The organism is Microcoleus sp. S28C3 (assembly GCF_036700785.1).
Taxonomy (GTDB): Bacteria; Cyanobacteriota; Cyanobacteriia; order Cyanobacteriales; family Microcoleaceae; genus Microcoleus; species Microcoleus asticus.
Map to the genome: position 1 here is coordinate 1 of NZ_JAUBPO010000133.1, position 15211 is coordinate 15211.

The 15211-nt window shown below is 48.2% G+C and carries 13 protein-coding genes; 8 read left to right on the top strand and 5 right to left on the bottom strand.

The window, feature by feature from the left end:
• Positions 1-66: 66 nt before the first annotated feature.
• On the bottom strand, positions 67-1101 hold the full coding sequence (locus QUA13_RS28200; RefSeq protein ID WP_333203867.1) for a DNA cytosine methyltransferase: 1035 nt from the start codon (positions 1099-1101) through the stop codon (positions 67-69).
• A gap of 69 nt (positions 1102-1170) precedes the next feature.
• Between QUA13_RS28200 and QUA13_RS28205 the strand changes: the two genes are divergently transcribed.
• Positions 1171-2436, top strand: coding sequence for a folylpolyglutamate synthase/dihydrofolate synthase family protein (locus QUA13_RS28205; protein ID WP_333203869.1), 1266 nt, complete (start codon positions 1171-1173; stop codon positions 2434-2436).
• 5 nt (positions 2437-2441) lie between these two features.
• On the opposite strand, the gene QUA13_RS28210 is transcribed toward QUA13_RS28205, so the two are convergent.
• The 3 genes from QUA13_RS28210 to QUA13_RS28220 form a co-directional block, all read right to left on the bottom strand.
• Positions 2442-3017: a Uma2 family endonuclease gene (locus tag QUA13_RS28210; RefSeq protein ID WP_333041257.1), complete on the bottom strand. Its 576-nt coding sequence runs from the start codon at positions 3015-3017 to the stop codon at positions 2442-2444.
• 394 nt (positions 3018-3411) lie between these two features.
• Entirely contained in the window at positions 3412-4695 is a 1284-nt protein-coding gene (locus tag QUA13_RS28215) for a sugar ABC transporter substrate-binding protein (RefSeq protein WP_333203870.1), read from the bottom strand.
• Entirely contained in the window at positions 4685-4975 is a 291-nt protein-coding gene (locus tag QUA13_RS28220; RefSeq protein ID WP_333203872.1) for a hypothetical protein, read from the bottom strand. The genes QUA13_RS28215 and QUA13_RS28220 overlap by 11 nt, the downstream gene beginning before the upstream one ends.
• 100 nt (positions 4976-5075) lie before the next feature.
• On the opposite strand from QUA13_RS28220, the gene pilM reads away from it, so the two are divergent.
• The 7 genes from pilM to QUA13_RS28255 all read left to right on the top strand — a co-directional run bounded on the left by pilM (position 5076) and on the right by QUA13_RS28255 (position 14962).
• The gene (gene pilM, locus QUA13_RS28225; protein WP_333191571.1) at positions 5076-6170 is read left to right on the top strand and encodes a type IV pilus assembly protein PilM; all 1095 of its coding nucleotides are present in this window, start codon (positions 5076-5078) and stop codon (positions 6168-6170) included.
• A 436-nt stretch (positions 6171-6606) separates the two neighbouring features.
• Complete coding sequence (locus tag QUA13_RS28230; protein ID WP_333203874.1) at positions 6607-7518, top strand: PilN domain-containing protein; 912 nt, start codon at positions 6607-6609, stop codon at positions 7516-7518.
• Positions 7515-8318, top strand: coding sequence for a pilus assembly protein PilO (locus tag QUA13_RS28235; protein WP_333203876.1), 804 nt, complete (start codon positions 7515-7517; stop codon positions 8316-8318). Before QUA13_RS28230 ends, QUA13_RS28235 begins: the two co-directional genes overlap by 4 nt.
• 376 nt (positions 8319-8694) lie before the next feature.
• The gene (locus QUA13_RS28240) at positions 8695-11085 is read left to right on the top strand and encodes an AMIN domain-containing protein (RefSeq protein WP_333203878.1); all 2391 of its coding nucleotides are present in this window, start codon (positions 8695-8697) and stop codon (positions 11083-11085) included.
• Positions 11086-11802: 717 nt separating this feature from the next.
• Positions 11803-12093, top strand: coding sequence for an HU family DNA-binding protein (locus tag QUA13_RS28245; RefSeq protein ID WP_172186158.1), 291 nt, complete (start codon positions 11803-11805; stop codon positions 12091-12093).
• A gap of 15 nt (positions 12094-12108) precedes the next feature.
• Positions 12109-13239: a threonine-phosphate decarboxylase CobD gene (gene cobD, locus QUA13_RS28250; RefSeq protein WP_333203881.1), complete on the top strand. Its 1131-nt coding sequence runs from the start codon at positions 12109-12111 to the stop codon at positions 13237-13239.
• A gap of 244 nt (positions 13240-13483) precedes the next feature.
• Positions 13484-14962, top strand: coding sequence for an NAD(P)/FAD-dependent oxidoreductase (locus QUA13_RS28255; protein ID WP_333203883.1), 1479 nt, complete (start codon positions 13484-13486; stop codon positions 14960-14962).
• 69 nt (positions 14963-15031) lie between these two features.
• On the opposite strand, the gene QUA13_RS28260 is transcribed toward QUA13_RS28255, so the two are convergent.
• Positions 15032-15211: hypothetical protein (locus QUA13_RS28260; protein ID WP_333203884.1), on the bottom strand; the 180-nt coding region annotated here is incomplete at its 5' end.

Sequence of the window (15211 nt, forward strand, 5' to 3'; positions counted from 1 at the left end):
AATTGTTGAGCAATAACTTGCCCGGTGTTGAAAGGCAGGTACTTTTAGATGCGATCGTTTTTTAGTCTAAACTCCAGATAATAAAGATAATGCCCGATTCCCGATGCCAGATTCCCGATTCCCTATGACAATATCTTCAAAAATCTTACTCGCCAAATTTCTAGCCAAATTCACAGGAACAGCATTACCCACCATTTTATATCCATCAGCAATCTGCTTGTACTTAAAAATAAACTGATCCGGGAAAGTCTGAATTCTAGCACATTCCCTGACAGACAATCTGCGGTAAGGCTGAGGCGAATTAGGATCGAAAATGCGTTTATCCTTAGCAACTAAAATCATTTTATTAGCTTGAGGATGGAGAGGTGCGTGTCGGCCGCTCGCCTGAATTGTAAAAGAAGGTTCCGACCAACTTCTCACTCGATTTCGCGACATATAAATACTGGAAAATCCCAAATCGGCACATTCGTGATTGGGAATAAACGGGTGATAGTTATCTACTTTACCTTTAATTGGAATTGGGGCGATCGACTCCAAATCAGAAATCGCATTTCTTAAAGTCAAAATCTCATTCCCAGGTTCGGGAAACTCAAAACCAAAACCGAGATTTTCCCGATAGCCAACAACAATCACCCTTTGCCTATCTTGCGGAACACCAAAATTTTTAGCATTCAACAACTTGTACGAAACCCGATACCCGATCTCCTCAAACTGCGATAATATATGAGTAAAAGCTTCCTTGTTTCTGGGAGCTAAGATACCGCTAACATTCTCAGCTAAAAAAAACAAAGGCTGCTTGTCCCGCACAATTCTGATATACTCCCAGAAAAGTTGACCCCGACTGTCATCAATCCCTCGTTTAGCGCCGGCCGCACTCCAACTTTGACAAGGAGGGCCGCCGATTATCCCAATACAGTTGGGAATTTCATCAGATTTGATTTTTCTGATATCTCTGCGATCTAAAATAGTTTCAGGATGATTGAAATTATACGTATCCCAAATAGACTTATCATATTCATTCGCCCAAACCGGATTAAAGCCAGCTAAGCGAAAACCCAAATCTAATCCGCCACAACCCGAAAATAGAGAAATAATATTCATACCAATCGACATCTATCTCCTCTCTTCCTTCGCGCCTTCGCGATTCGTTAAAAAATCCAATAATCCTCAATGAATGCAGAATCCATCCTTCAATCTTACCAACATTTCGGCGTCCATCTCGGCTTAGAAAGAATTCACCAACTTCTCCAAAAACTAGACAACCCCCACCAACAAGTACCCATTATCCACATTGCCGGCACCAATGGCAAAGGTTCCGTTTGCGCTTATGTCTCTTCCGTACTAACAGAAGCGGGCTATCGAGTCGGGCGCTACACATCCCCGCACCTAATCGATTGGACAGAAAGAATTTGCATCAACCAAAAACCGATTGCCCCAACAGCATTGCAACAGTGTCTAGAACGAGTTGTCGCCGCCACCGAAAACAACACCGAAACTCCCACTCAATTTGAAATAATCACCGCAGCAGCTTGGCTGTATTTCGCCGAACAAAAAACAGACATCGCAGTCATAGAAACTGGATTGGGCGGTAGATTAGACGCGACTAACGTTTGCGAAACACCTCTCGCTAGCGTCATTACTTCTATTAGTCTCGAACACTGGCAAATACTCGGTCCCACTGTCGCCGATATTGCTGGGGAAAAAGCGGGAATTCTTAAAGCAAAATGTCCGGCCGTGATCGGAGAATTGCCAGAATCAGCTAGAATAGTAGTAGAAAAACGCATTCAAGAATTAGACTGTCCGGCAACTTGGGTAAAACCAGCAATAGATTTAGGACAAGGATTCGCAGAATATCAGTTAAATCAAAATGCGGTTAAAATAAAATATCAATTGCCGCTGCTGGGAAAAATTCAACTAATGAATTCAGCAATTGCGATCGCAACTTTGCAAACTCTTCAAAACCAAGGATGGCAAATTTCCCCAACCGCCCTCGAAAACGGTATCGCCAAAACCCAATGGCCCGGAAGACTCCAGCAGACAACTTGGAAAAACCGCAAACTATTAATTGACGGCGCGCACAACCCCGCCGCAGCGATCGCCCTGCGTGAATATGTCGATCGCCTGAACAATCACCCGTCACCGATTAACTGGGTAATCGGCATTCTTGCGACTAAAGACTGCGATGATATTTTGAAAGCATTACTGAAAAAGGGCGATCGACTTTACTTAGTACCCGTACCCGATCAAAACTCATCATTCCCCGCAGAATTAGCCACCCTAGCTCAAATTATCTGCCCGGAATTAACACTCTGTCAAGCCTTCTCCGACTTAACAACGGCTTTAGATGCTGCTGTTACAGGTGACAACCTAACAATCCTTTGCGGTTCGCTTTATCTCGTCGGATATTTTCTGCAACAACAACAATCCCAAGCTTAAACGCATCAGAATTGTGTTTCTTCCTCAGTAAAGATTGGAGGCCACAATTCCGAAACGGGCAATTCCCAACCGGGAAAAAGTTCTGCTACTGTTAATATATCGCCATTTCCTAAAACAGTCGGTTCACCTGTCGAGCGATAAATAGTCACTGTTTCTTCATCAGGATCGATCAGAATTCCGACGATCGCACCCAATTCTATAAACTTCAAAACCTTGGTTTCTATAAGCTTAATGCGATCACTCTGAGATTTAATCTCAACCACCAAATCGGGGACAAGTTCTCCAAAATAACGCGGACTTTGGCGCAAGCGGGCGGCGCGCACAAAAGAAACATCCGGTGCTTTGACATTCGTATCCGGCATGATGAAACCGCCTGCGGAGTCAAAGACTCTCCCCAAGCGACGGGGATAAACCCAGTTACCCAGCAAGCGAATCAAAATACTGCTGATTTCACTGGATACGATGTCTGATGGCCCCACAATTGAAAGTCTCCCGTCTTCTAGTTCAATTTTGTAATCTAAACCCGCTTCTGAAAAAAGGGTTTGAACTTGGTTTAAATCTTTGAGTGTCATCGCTGGCATAAGAATTTTCTCCTATTCCGATCTGAGCTTCGATTTTAACACGAGTCAAATTTCTGAATATTTGAGGAATTCCGGCTATCTTCCTACAAATTATCAATCAAGCTGCATTGAGAAAGGCGATCGCACGGGATAAATAAACTCGGTTTATGGGATGAACGATCGTTCTTATCAACAAAGATTTACCTCTCAAATAGTCGTGATTGACTTATCAAGAGTTTTTCTCCGACTCCGCATTGTCAAGAGGCGGTAATTTCATCATTCGATAATAACTTAAAAGCTTATATATGCTTATATATATGGCGGCACATATTCCCATTATTTAATAATACGTCAAGTTGTAGAAAAAAGCAAGGGGCGATCGAAAAAAAAATCCCGCCCCAGCTTCAATTAAAAACTACCTTTGATCCCAAGCCTTAGCGGCATCAGCCACAGCTTGATCTACCGACTTCTCCTCCAACATTGCCGCTTGCAAATTGTCATAAATCGCCTTTTGCAGCTTCTTAACATCCTTCAAAGGCGGAATCAATAGCTCGGCGGAACTCAACCCAGAAGCACTAACAACGCGAGCTCGATCGGCTGCGGGAGCATCAGCGGGAACGCTCTTAAAATAACCGTCCTGCAAAGCCTCAACCGTAGAAGGCAAAACATTAGCAGCCTTTGCAAAAGCCAACTGATTTTGAGAATTAGTGACATACAGAGCAAACTTGACGGCATCATCAGGGCGCTTGCTGTCGCGGGGCACAACCAAATTCATCACCGCCACAGTCTTCTTGCCGGTTTCCCCCGTAATTTGAGGCGCAGCAGCCGAAACAGCACCAATACTCGGCGCATTCTCAGAAATCGCCTTTAAAAACTGAGGCCCCGAAGCTAACAAAGTAGTTTCCCCAGCTTGATAAAGCTCGATCGCCCTGCGATGTCCCTGCACCAAAACATCCTGCGGCAAAAGTCCGCCCTTGTACAAATCTACCCAATACTGAAAAACAGCTTTGCCATTAGCAGTATTAAAAGCCGCCTTGCCTTTAGCATCAACCAAAGGCACACCCATCTGAACGAAAGATTGCAAAACTTCCGCCGAATCTTCCGGCACAAAAGTCACAAAAAAAGCAAACTTACCAGTCTTCTCCTTTACCTGCTTCGCAACCTGTGCTAACTCGGCATAAGTAGCCGGAGGCTTAGCAATTCCAGCCTTCTTTAACAACTCCGTATTGTAAATTGTCACCCCAGTCGTGAGATACCAAGGAATGCCAAAACTCTTGCCGTCGAGCATACTAGCTTTCCAGATATTTGGGAGATAGAGCGATCGAACTTGCTGCGGAATCCGAGAATCCAAATCCAGCCAAGCATTGCGTCCCGCCAACAGCGAAGCAAAATCGGGATTTAGGTTCACCACATCCGGCGCAGTTTTCGCCGAAACCGCGCCCAAAATCTTGCTTTCCATCGCCGACCAAGGAACGTCCACCCAACGCACCTTCACCCCCGGATTTTCCGCTTCAAAACCGGCGATCGTCTTGTTGAAATACTCAGTAAACTGAGGTTGAAGCTGCATAGTCCAGAACTCGATTTCCTGCGTATTATTTGCCTGGGAATTAACAGCCGGCTTGCTGCAACTCACCACCGCAGCCAGCAGCAGCCCCACCAGCCCAAAAACAGCAAACAGTTGCCAAGATTTACGTTTCATAGAATAAAATTTGAGAGTTATGGGAACCGTTAGAGAAAAAAGCGATCGCCCGAATCAAGCGCGATCGAGTCAGTAACAGAGTTTTGTACCTGGGCCCAGGAGCGAGATAGTCTGTTTTTGTGCAGAATCGGCAGGTTTTCGGTCGATCGAGCTGGAATTTATTGACATTCGCAGCAGAATAGCTATTGTCAAGTAAATTGGATAGCATAAAATCGGAACTAGCGATCGCGCAACACAGACGGAGCAGCGCAGCTACGGCGGGATACCGAGATTGCAGCACTCTTTCGGCAGTTGGAAACCAACCCTCCAACACCGGGCGCGCTGAATCAGGCTGGCCAACTACAAAAGAAAAAAATAGCAATTACCGGCGACCCAATCACATGGTTAACTTTTTCAAAGGTCTACTTTCCCAACGCCAGCCAGGAATCGGGATCGAAATAGCCCCAGACCGCATCAACATCATTCAGCTCGAAAAGAAAGCTCAGGCATTAAAATTAGGCATCCTAGCCTCAATAGAAGTTCCAGAAGACTATGTACAAGAAGGACAAATAGTCGATCCGCCAGGAATGGCAGAACTAATAAAAGCCGTCCTCGCCGAAAACAAAATCAAAGCCAAGCGAGTAGCCACAGCCATTCCCGGCCGCGAAGCCGTCATCCGCTTAATCCCTGTTCCCGCAGAGCTCAACGAGGAAGAACTGCGGGATTACATGAACGCAGAAGCAGGACTGTACTTGCCGTTTCCCAGAGAAGACGCCGACGTAGACTATCAAAAAATAGGCCTTTTTGTAGATGACGACGGAGTAGAAAAAGTGCAAGTCGTGTTAGTAGCAACCCGCAGAGAAGTTACCGACACATACATCGAAACCTTCAAAGAAGCCGGACTGATTATAGACGTACTAGAAGTAACCAGCTTTGCTTTAATCCGCACCCTCAAAGAACAACTGCAACAATTTTCCTCCCAAGAAGCAGCAGTTCTCACCGCCATAGAATTTGACAGCACCGAGTTAGCTATAGTAGTGGACGGCATACCTCAGTTCAACCGTACCATCCCGATCGGCACCTACCAAATCCAGACCGCCCTCAACCAAGCTATGAACCTGCCGCCAACCAGAGACACCAGCGAACTGCAAGGCATGACTCTGCCAGTCACAGATACAATGGGCGCGTCGGGAGACGCCAATCCCGGCACAAATGCGATGATTAAAGTATTGGGAGAACTAGCAGACGAACTGCGCCGCTCAGTAGACTTTTACCTCAACCAGAGCGAAGAACTTGAAGTAGCGCAACTGCTGTTAGCGGGTCCTGGAGCTGCGATCGGCAAACTAGACGAATTTTTCATGCAAAGATTAAGCTTGCCGGCATCTCAAGTCGATCCCATCGAAACCCTAGGACTCGAAATCAGCGAAGAAATTACCCCAGAACAGCGAGCAGGTTTAGGAGTCGCCCTAGGTTTAGGACTGAGGGAGGTGATGTGACCTAACAGTTTTAGATGGGAGAAAAACCGATTTGAGAATTTTAGGTAAAAACCCCTGCCCAAAGAAGAAGGCAGAAAGCAGAAGGTAGAATATTGGAGGTAGAAGGTAGAAGGTAAAAGGTAGAATATCTCTGAGGTAGAAGCAGCCCATTCCTTCAGTAGAAGGAAGAAAGTTGTTTCTTTCTTCCCTAAATAAATCCTTCACTTGTACCAGCAATCTTGGGTTCTGTCAAAAATCTAAAATTTCAAATTTAAATCTATAGCAACAGCCAAGACAGTTAGGACCTTCTTAATTGCTGAAACATAAGCGTTCGATTCCTTCTTACTTCTACCTTCTTCCTTAGTGTCTTCTACCTTCTTCCTTAGTGTCTTCTACCTTCTACCTTCTACCTTCTGCCTTCTACCTTCTACCTTCTGCTATAAAATCGAGTGAAGCCATGTACAGCCTAGATATTAATTTTCTCAACGACCGGCCGGACTACAAACCTGTCGCAGCAGCCAAAAGCTCAGCTAAAAAAAGTTCCGGTGGAGCCAAAGACCAACTGCCCCTAATTGGGGCGCTGCTGTTTGCCTTCGGCCTCAACGCCGCAGTCATGGGCGCTTGGTGGTGGGCGACTAACGACAATACCAACTTGGCCGCACAACAAGCAACCATCGACGAAGAACTAGCAAAGTTAAACACTCAAGCCAACACCATCAAAGCCATCAACGCCGAAACCGACCAAGTTACCGCCGAATACAAAGCATTAGCCGGAGTATTCGACCAAATTAAACCTTGGTCGGCGATGCTGCAAGACCTGAGTGCCCGCACTCCGGCGGGAGTGCAAATTGCCAAAATCGAGCAAATCGACCCCAGTCCGTCCCCCGTTGCAGCAGCACCCCCTCCCCCCGCAGCAACTCCCGCTGCCTCCCCGGGGGCGAGTCCGTCTCCAGCCAGCCCCACCCCGGCTGCTGCTCCCGCCCCCGTCGTTCCGCCGCAGCAGCAGGCAGCAGCAAAAGTACAAATTTCAGGGATAGCCAGTACCTTTGCTCAAGTTAACGACTTTATGTTGCTAGTCCAGCGCTCTCCTTTCTTCCTCAACACCGATACCAAACTGGTAGCGGCCACATTAAAAAACAACCCCGCACAATTACAAGTGCGCAACCAAAACGCAGCAGCACCAGCAGAACTTCCCAAACTGCGGCCGGTGGTGGAATATAAAATTGAAACAACACTCAGCCCGACGGGAGCCTCCGAGTTGCTCCCCGAGCTGCGGAGCAAGCAAGCAGACGGGCTAGCAATACGGATAGAAACACTTCAAGAAAAAGGAGTGCTAGAACCACAAAAACCAGAGGTGAAAAAACCATGACAGCAGCAAATGAGTTTATTCCCAGCGGCGGAAAAGCAGAAGAGTCCTCAGCTAAGGAAATATTCGGGATTAAGCTGACGCCCCAAGTCCAAGCAATCGGCGTCGCGGTTCTAGGTCTCGGAATTGCCGGCTACCTCGGCTACCAGTTCGTACTGCCCGAATTCCAAAAAAGCGGCGAATTCAAGCAAAAGCTTAGCGAAAGCAAGCAAACGCAACTTCAATTGCAAACTCAAATTCAAAAAAAGGCAGAAGCAGAAGCAAAGCAAGAAGAAGCAAAACAGCGCCGCGCCAACGTGACGGCAATGTTTGCCAGCGACGCCAGCGCCAACACGCTTTTGCTGGACATGACCCAACTGGTTAATAGAATCAACGCCGGCGTGCAAGGAGATGACCTCAAGGCTAAAATTACCAAATTTGAGCCGGATATCCCGCCAGCAGCAGCAACGGCCGCGCCGGGAGCTCCAGACCCAGATATTCTGGCCGATACCTCCTTCGGGCCGTCCCTGGCTGGCAAGCTCAGACGCAAAAAATTTAAGGTAGAGTTTGAAGGCACTTTCGCTCAAACCCGCAATTTTATGCGTAACTTGGAGTTGATGCAGTCGCTGTTGGTAGTGAGGAATTTGAAATCTGAATTGCTAGCATCTAATCAGGCAATTGAAGTTGAGTTTTTGAAAGGGAAAATAGTTCCTGTGGAGCAGCCGCCAACTAAAATTAAAACTGCTTTTGACTTGCACGCGCTGCTGCCGTTAAAGCAAGAAGAAAAAGCGCCAATCCCGGCTCCGAGTCCTGTTGCTAAGTAGCGGTAGTTTGGCGGATATTAGCTATTATTCCCAAGTCGCTATTTCACAACAAAAATGGAGAATACAGAAGGTAGAACTTTGAAGATTGAAGGTAGAAGTCAAAAAATTAGGAATGCCATAAAATAATTTTTTATATGGCACTCAAAAATTAGATCTTAGACCTAATTTCTTCTAATATCAGTTCCCAAAAATAATGAAACTGTAGGATAGCTTCTAACCCTTATGTCATCAGTTATTCCTAATCGAAAATCTAAAATCGAAAAGGGCATAACTTCTCCTTTCAAAAAGGATTGAATCGAGAATCTTTCAGTCAGTTTAGCAGCTAGCGACAAAAGACTGCTAACAACAAATAACAAAGTGTAGTTGAGGAGAGAACGTGAAACAGCATCTACGGTTAAGTGGAGGACTCTTATGCAGCGCTGCAGGAGTTATCATCGCCCAAGCCCCCGTCTTGGCAGTGCCGACTCAAGTCACAGGAGTGCAAGTAAGTCAAGGCAATAATGGGGTAAATATTGTCCTAGCTACGGAAAAGGGCGATCGCCCGCAAGTTTTCGCCATCAATAACGGCAATACTTACCAAGCCACAATTATTAACACCCAGCTCCGCTTGCCACAAGGCAACAGCTTCCGTCAAGATAACCCCGCTCCGGGAATTTCTTCAGTAGAAATCAGCCAGGTAGAGGCTAACAGCATCCGCGTTGTGGTGGCGGGCACCAACGGAGTTCCCAACGGACAAATTGTTCCGGGACAAGGCCAAAGCATCGTCCTCAGCGTTGCCGGACAGGGCGGGACTGAACAGTCTGCCCAAACTGCACCTCCGCCGCCTCCGGGACTGCCGCTGAGCCAAACAGCTCCCCGGCCGGCTCCCCAAATTCGCACGTCGCAAAACCCAGGCGTGCTGCTGCCAAATCCCGAAGTTACTGTTACTAGGAACGATCGCCCCCCCCTCCCCAGCGAAATACAATCCCAGACAAATCAGGCGGCGCCTTTCCAGCCACGGGCCGTGGCGCCGCCCTTGGGAGATATCGCGGTGTCTAACATCGCCCCAGGCGTGGGAAATATTGAACTGAGTTCGGGAGAACGCATCCCCCGCTTGGTGTTGCGGGATGCCCCAGTCCGAGACGTTTTAGCTCTGCTGGCCCGCGCTGCGGGATTGAACATCGCTTTTACAGGCGGCGGGGCCCCAGGTCAACCCGGCCAACCCGCGGCCGCACCGGGAACGACAGGCTCCGATGAAGGGCCGAAGATTTCCTTGGACATCGAAAATGAGTCGGTGCAAGATGTTTTCAACTACGTGCTGCGGATTAGCGGGCTGCAAGCTAACCGCCAGGGGCGGACGATTTTTGTAGGGACTAGCTTGCCGATCGACTCGCGCAATATTATCATTCGGACTCTGCGGCTCAATCAAGTTCGGTCTACGGATGCAGCTAACTTTTTGAGCGCTCAAGGCGCGGAAACTCAACTGCCGATTACTCGGGTGACTATTCAAAGCGTGGGCCAGGGAAATGCGGCGCGGGATGTGGAAATTAGGGAACCGGACATTAAGGCGATCGGCGCTAGGGAAGGCACGGGGCCGCTCTTGCTGAGGGGACTGTCAGTGCTGGCGGATTCTCGGCTCAATTCCATCACTTTGGTGGGCGACCCGCGCAAAGTTGATATGGCTGTGGCTTTCTTGACACAGCTAGATTTGCGCCGCCGTCAAGTGGCTGTCAACGTCAAGGTGATCGATATCAACTTGTTGGGAAACAACAACACTAGCAGCAGTTTCTCTTTCGGAATTAATAACAATTTCTTCGTCAATGACAACGGAGTAGCAAGTCTCAATTTTGGAGGCAGCGCCCCTCCTGCCAGGCCGTTTGGCGAGACGGGTGGCATAAATTCTCGACCGATCGTCGAGAACCCAGTAGTCGGGGAGCCTTTCTACGATCCGAACGGCAGGCTACTTAACGTGCCGCTGACAGCACCGGGCGGCGGGTTGTTCGTGCAGCCGACAGCGCCGGTTACTACTGACCCTACGCGAGTTGGGATTACCGATTACACGCCGTTTCAGAGAGACTTAACCACTGGAGCGCTAACTTCTGTGGGAAGTGCTACTTTCAGCCTGTTCCCGCTGTTTCAATATCCCAGGAGGTTCCTGTCTGCGTTGCAGGCAACTATTCAGAGCCAGAATGCCAAAATCCTGACCGATCCGACTTTGGTGGTTCAAGAAGGAGAAACGGCAAATGTGAATATTACTGATGAGGTGATCAGTAACATCACGTCCGACACCCAGACTACCGGAAATACAAGTACCACAACGGTGACGGCAGTCAAAGACAGGGCTGGTTTGCAGTTAGGGGTGGCGATCGACCGGATTGACGACAACGGCTTTGTGTCTCTGCGGGTGAACCCGATTATCAGGACACCGGGCACCCCCCAAAACCTGAGCACGGGCCCGAACACCAATACTATCAGGCTGCTGGGCGAGCGCTCGTTGCAATCGGGGTTAATTCGCCTGCGGGACGGTCAGACTTTGATTGTTTCGGGGATTATCCGCGACGAAGAACGGATTACAGCGAACAAGATTCCGATTTTGGGAGATTTGCCGATTATCGGTTCGCTGTTCAGGAGCACCAATAAGGCCAACCAGCGGGCGGAGTTGATTGTATTGCTGACTCCGCAGATTTTGGATGATAGCGATCGATCGAACTTTGGCTACCAAAACAACATCAGTCCCGACGCGCGCCAACTGTTGCAGCGCAGCCAGCCCGTCCAGCCGAGGCAGTAGAGCGAAGGAAGAGGGAAGAGGGCATTGGTGTCAACTTGGCGCTCTTTCCCCTCAGTCCGACAGGGGTTGAAACCCCTGCCTCAAAGCTAAAGTCCTCTAAAAGAGGGCTATAGAACTCATTAGTCCTCTTTTAGAGGACTAGACATGACTCTTTCAGTCGTCTTCAGACGACTTCAGCTATGAGACAGGGACTTCAGTCCCTGGCGGGTTTCGGGAGAATGAAACAGCCCTGCCCCACGGGGGGAAGGAGAGAGCAGGAAATGAAGAAGGAAGAAGGAAAAAGTTTTCCTTTAGCCCTTGACAAATGACATTTTATTCTTTATGTTTTTCATTTTTTCAGATGTCACATCCACCGAGGCGAGAAATCTTCTCTCCAAAGTGGTATTTTTTTACCTAATTTTGGGTATTAATTCTAAAAAGTTGCCCAGTTCCATATAAATTAAAGGTTCCACCGATCCATAACGGTCGGCAAGACTTTAGAATAATGCAGTGAAAATTAGATGCTGTGGGGTTTTCAGCAATTAGAAACAAAAATTCCTTTTCTGACCAATTACCCTAGGGTAATTAGTATTCAGCAGGAGTTTTGAATTGGGGAAGCGGACAGGAGCGAAAGGGAACAACCCAAACCTCCCAAGCCACACCCCCATGCAGTTGATAACTCACAGCTAATAGTTGAACTCTGTTTGACGTATTTTGCAAACCCTGAAGGAGTGCGCAATGAACAAAGGTGAATTGGTTGATGTAGTGGCGGAAAAGGCTAGTGTCACTAAAAAACAGGCAGATGCTGTTTTGAGTGCAGCCTTGGAAGCAATCATGGAAGCTGTCTCCGACGGCGACAAGGTGACGCTGGTCGGTTTTGGCTCGTTTGAATCGCGGGAACGCAAAGCCCGCGAGGGTCGCAATCCCAAAACTGGCGACAAGATGGAAATCCCAGCAACCCGAGTTCCTGCATTTTCCGCAGGGAAGTTGTTTAAGGACAGAGTTGCACCGCCGAAAAACGCGGAATAACTGGCGAACTGAGTCTTGATTAGACCTGTACACGGTGGGAATTTAGCTTGGGCAGCCGCACTGGCAGGCTGCCCTCCCTCTGCTATTCTCGATTTTTCTGCGAGTATCAGTCCTTTGGGCCCTCCTGAGTCGGCCCTGGATGCGATTCAAGCACACTTGAGCAGTCTGACGGCTTACCCAGACCCGGATTATGGAGAGCTCAGGACTGCTTTGGGTGAGGCTTTGAATGTTGACCCGGATTGGATTTTGCCGGGGAATGGTTCGGCGGAATTGTTGACTTGGGCGGCTTGGGATTTGTCGAAGCTGGAGGCGACTTATTTGGTGACTCCGGCTTTTGGCGATTACTGGCGGGCTCTTTCGGCTTTCGGGGCGAAGGTGATCAAATGTCCTTTGGATCTCCAATTGTTGGACGCGGAGCCTGTTCGCCGATTAGAAACGGATGATTTGTCGGTTTCTAACCGTTCCCTTGTCTCCCCTTCTTTCCATCTCCCGGTTCCTCTTGCTCTCGATGCCGATCGAGGTTTACTCCTGAACAACCCGCACAATCCTACGGGTTTGCTGTTTGATAGGGAGGCGATTTTGCCTTATGTGAAGCAGTTAGGTATGGTGGTGGTAGATGAGGCCTTTATGGACTTTCTACCGCCTTCTGAGCAGGAAACTTTGATCGATGCTGTTGAGGAGTTTCCGAATTTGGTGATTTTACGATCGCTCACTAAATTCTATTCTCTGCCGGGATTGCGGTTGGGCTGTGCGATCGCCCATCCTGATATTCTGGGGCGCTGGCAGTTGCAGCGCGATCCTTGGCCTGTGAATGCTTTGGCTGCTGCTGCTGCTGCTGCTGTGGTGCGAGATACTGTTTTTGAGCGGCAAACTTGGGATTGGCTGCCTGTGGCTCGCCGAGAGCTATTTGAGGGTTTGGCTAATTTACCGGGTTTGCAGCCTTTTGCCGGGGCGGCTAATTTCTTGTTGGTTGAGTCGTCAATGTCGGTTTCTTTGATTCAAAAAAGTCTGTTGGAACGACACCAGATTTTGATTCGGGATTGTTTGAGTTTTCCTGAGTTGGGCGATCGGTTTTTTCGAGTGGCTGTGCGCTCAAGGGCTGAAAATCTGCGACTGATTGCTGGACTTGCCGAAGTTATTCGTTAGCTGACAGTTGACAGTTGTCAGTTGATAGTTGTCAGTAGTCAGTTGACTGTTGACTGTTAACAACCAATAAAAGTTGACAAACCGATTTTATTGGTCGTTTGAGCGGACATCCCCAAGAAACCCGGTTTCTATGATAAATCTTGGGTTTTGCAGCGAAATATCTAGGAATAAACCGGGTTTCTGACCCCGCGCGGATCGTCCTAAACTACTAACTAATGACTAATGACTACTGACTTCTTTATTTATGCTTGACTATGATTTAGTGATTATTGGTGGGACTCCGGCCGGACGCTATGCTGCTTTGACTGCAACTAATTTCCCGGCGCGCGTTGCTTTGGTGGAACCGCTAAGTAATTCGCAAGATTTGCCGACAGAGGGGAAAGAGTCGATCGACCTTGGTTTGAGATACAGCCAAACTTTGAGGGAGGCTGCTCGTTTTGCCCAGCAGATAAGCCGCCAGCAGTTGGGGGTTCGCTGGGAAGTCGCTAATTCCTCCATGCCGAGCGAATTGCGGTTTGACGGGGTTCTAAAGTGGGCAGAGGGTGTTGTTTCTAACTTGTCAGAAATTGATTCTCTCGGCGTTTTGGCTGCTCGCGGAGTCGATGTTATTTTTGGCAGCGGCGAGTTTGTTGCGAAACCGGATTTGGCTTTTGTTGTCGGCGGGCGTTCATTGCGATCGCTCTGTTATTTGCTAGCTTGTCCAACTCTGCCGGCGATTCCCAATATTGAAGGACTTTCGTCTGCTGGCTTTTTTACTTCGGAAACTGTCGGGGAATTAGCAAAACTTTCACAGTTGCCTAAAAGTTTGGCTGTAATCGGCGCAGATCCCAGCGGTGTCGAAGTGGCTCAGACTTTTGCTCGGCTCGGGGTTGCTGTCACTTTGGTGGTGAAAAGTTCGCACATTTTGGCTAAAGAAGACCGGGAGGCTGCTGGTTTGGTGCAAGCTGGAATGGAAGCTGAAGGAGTGCGGATTCTCACTGCTACTGAGGTGACTCAAGCTAGGGTGATTGAGGGTAAAAAGTGGATTCAAGCTGGGCCAAGGGCGATCGAAGCTGAGGAGATTTTTCTAGCCGCCGGTAGAGGGCACAATTTTTCATCGTTAAATCTCGAAGCGGCTAAGGTTCAATTCAGCGCTCGGGGGGTGATTTTAAATGAAAAGCTGCAAACAACTAATCGCCGCATTTATGCGATCGGCGATGTTGCTGGGGGTTATCCGTTCCCTCACATTGCTAATTACGAAGCTGCGGTTGCTGTGAAAAATGCTTTGTTTTTGCCCCTGTTTCAAATAGATTATCGCGGGATTCCTTGGGCGATTTTTTCCGATCCGCAGTTGGCGAGGGTTGGCTTGACTGAAGCCCAAGCAAGGCGCCGTTTTGGAGACGATCTCATTGTTTGTCGGGAATATTTCAAGAATGTTGAAAGAGCTCAAATGTCCGGGGATACAACGGGTTTTTGTAAGATTGTCGGGCGTCGCAACGGCGAGATTTTGGGAGCAAGTATTGTGGGGCCGCAAGCTGCTGAGTTGATTCACGCGATCGCTTTGGCTGTGCGTCACGGAATGAAGGTTGAGGCGATCGCCCAACTTCCTTATATTTGGTCGAGTTTTTCGGCAATTAACGGTCAAACTGCTGCTCTTTGGGAGTCGCAGCGCTTGGGTAGCAATACTTTTTCGCGCAATTTATGGGAGAATCTGTTTCACTGGCGCAGGTATTGGAATAAGTAAAGAAATCCAATGTTTGTAGTAGGAATTTGTGAAATTGCTATGATTACCCGCGAGTTAAAAAGTAACTTGCTAATAAGCTCGCTCAGCATTTAAATTGTGTGTCAACAAATAATCAAACCATGAGTGGCTCATTGCTCCGAGGCCAGAAATATGCAATTTAAATGTACAACAACTTAGGTGATTTCTGAGAAATAATTTACCAGCTAAAGTGGTCGAATCAAGATATCCCATTTGGGCAAAAGCGGATTT

Bases quoted from the DNA above. Each gene is read 5' to 3' on its own strand.
- QUA13_RS28200 (WP_333203867.1), bottom strand. From the start codon at position 1,101: ATGAATATTATTTCTCTATTTTCGGGTTGTGGCGGATTAGATTTGGGT.
- QUA13_RS28205 (WP_333203869.1), top strand. From the start codon at position 1,171: ATGAATGCAGAATCCATCCTTCAATCTTACCAACATTTCGGCGTCCAT.
- QUA13_RS28210 (WP_333041257.1), bottom strand. From the start codon at position 3,017: ATGCCAGCGATGACACTCAAAGATTTAAACCAAGTTCAAACCCTTTTT.
- QUA13_RS28215 (WP_333203870.1), bottom strand. From the start codon at position 4,695: ATGAAACGTAAATCTTGGCAACTGTTTGCTGTTTTTGGGCTGGTGGGG.
- pilM (WP_333191571.1), top strand. From the start codon at position 5,076: ATGGTTAACTTTTTCAAAGGTCTACTTTCCCAACGCCAGCCAGGAATC.
- QUA13_RS28230 (WP_333203874.1), top strand. From the start codon at position 6,607: ATGTACAGCCTAGATATTAATTTTCTCAACGACCGGCCGGACTACAAA.
- QUA13_RS28235 (WP_333203876.1), top strand. From the start codon at position 7,515: ATGACAGCAGCAAATGAGTTTATTCCCAGCGGCGGAAAAGCAGAAGAG.
- QUA13_RS28245 (WP_172186158.1), top strand. From the start codon at position 11,803: ATGAACAAAGGTGAATTGGTTGATGTAGTGGCGGAAAAGGCTAGTGTC.
- QUA13_RS28255 (WP_333203883.1), top strand. From the start codon at position 13,484: ATGCTTGACTATGATTTAGTGATTATTGGTGGGACTCCGGCCGGACGC.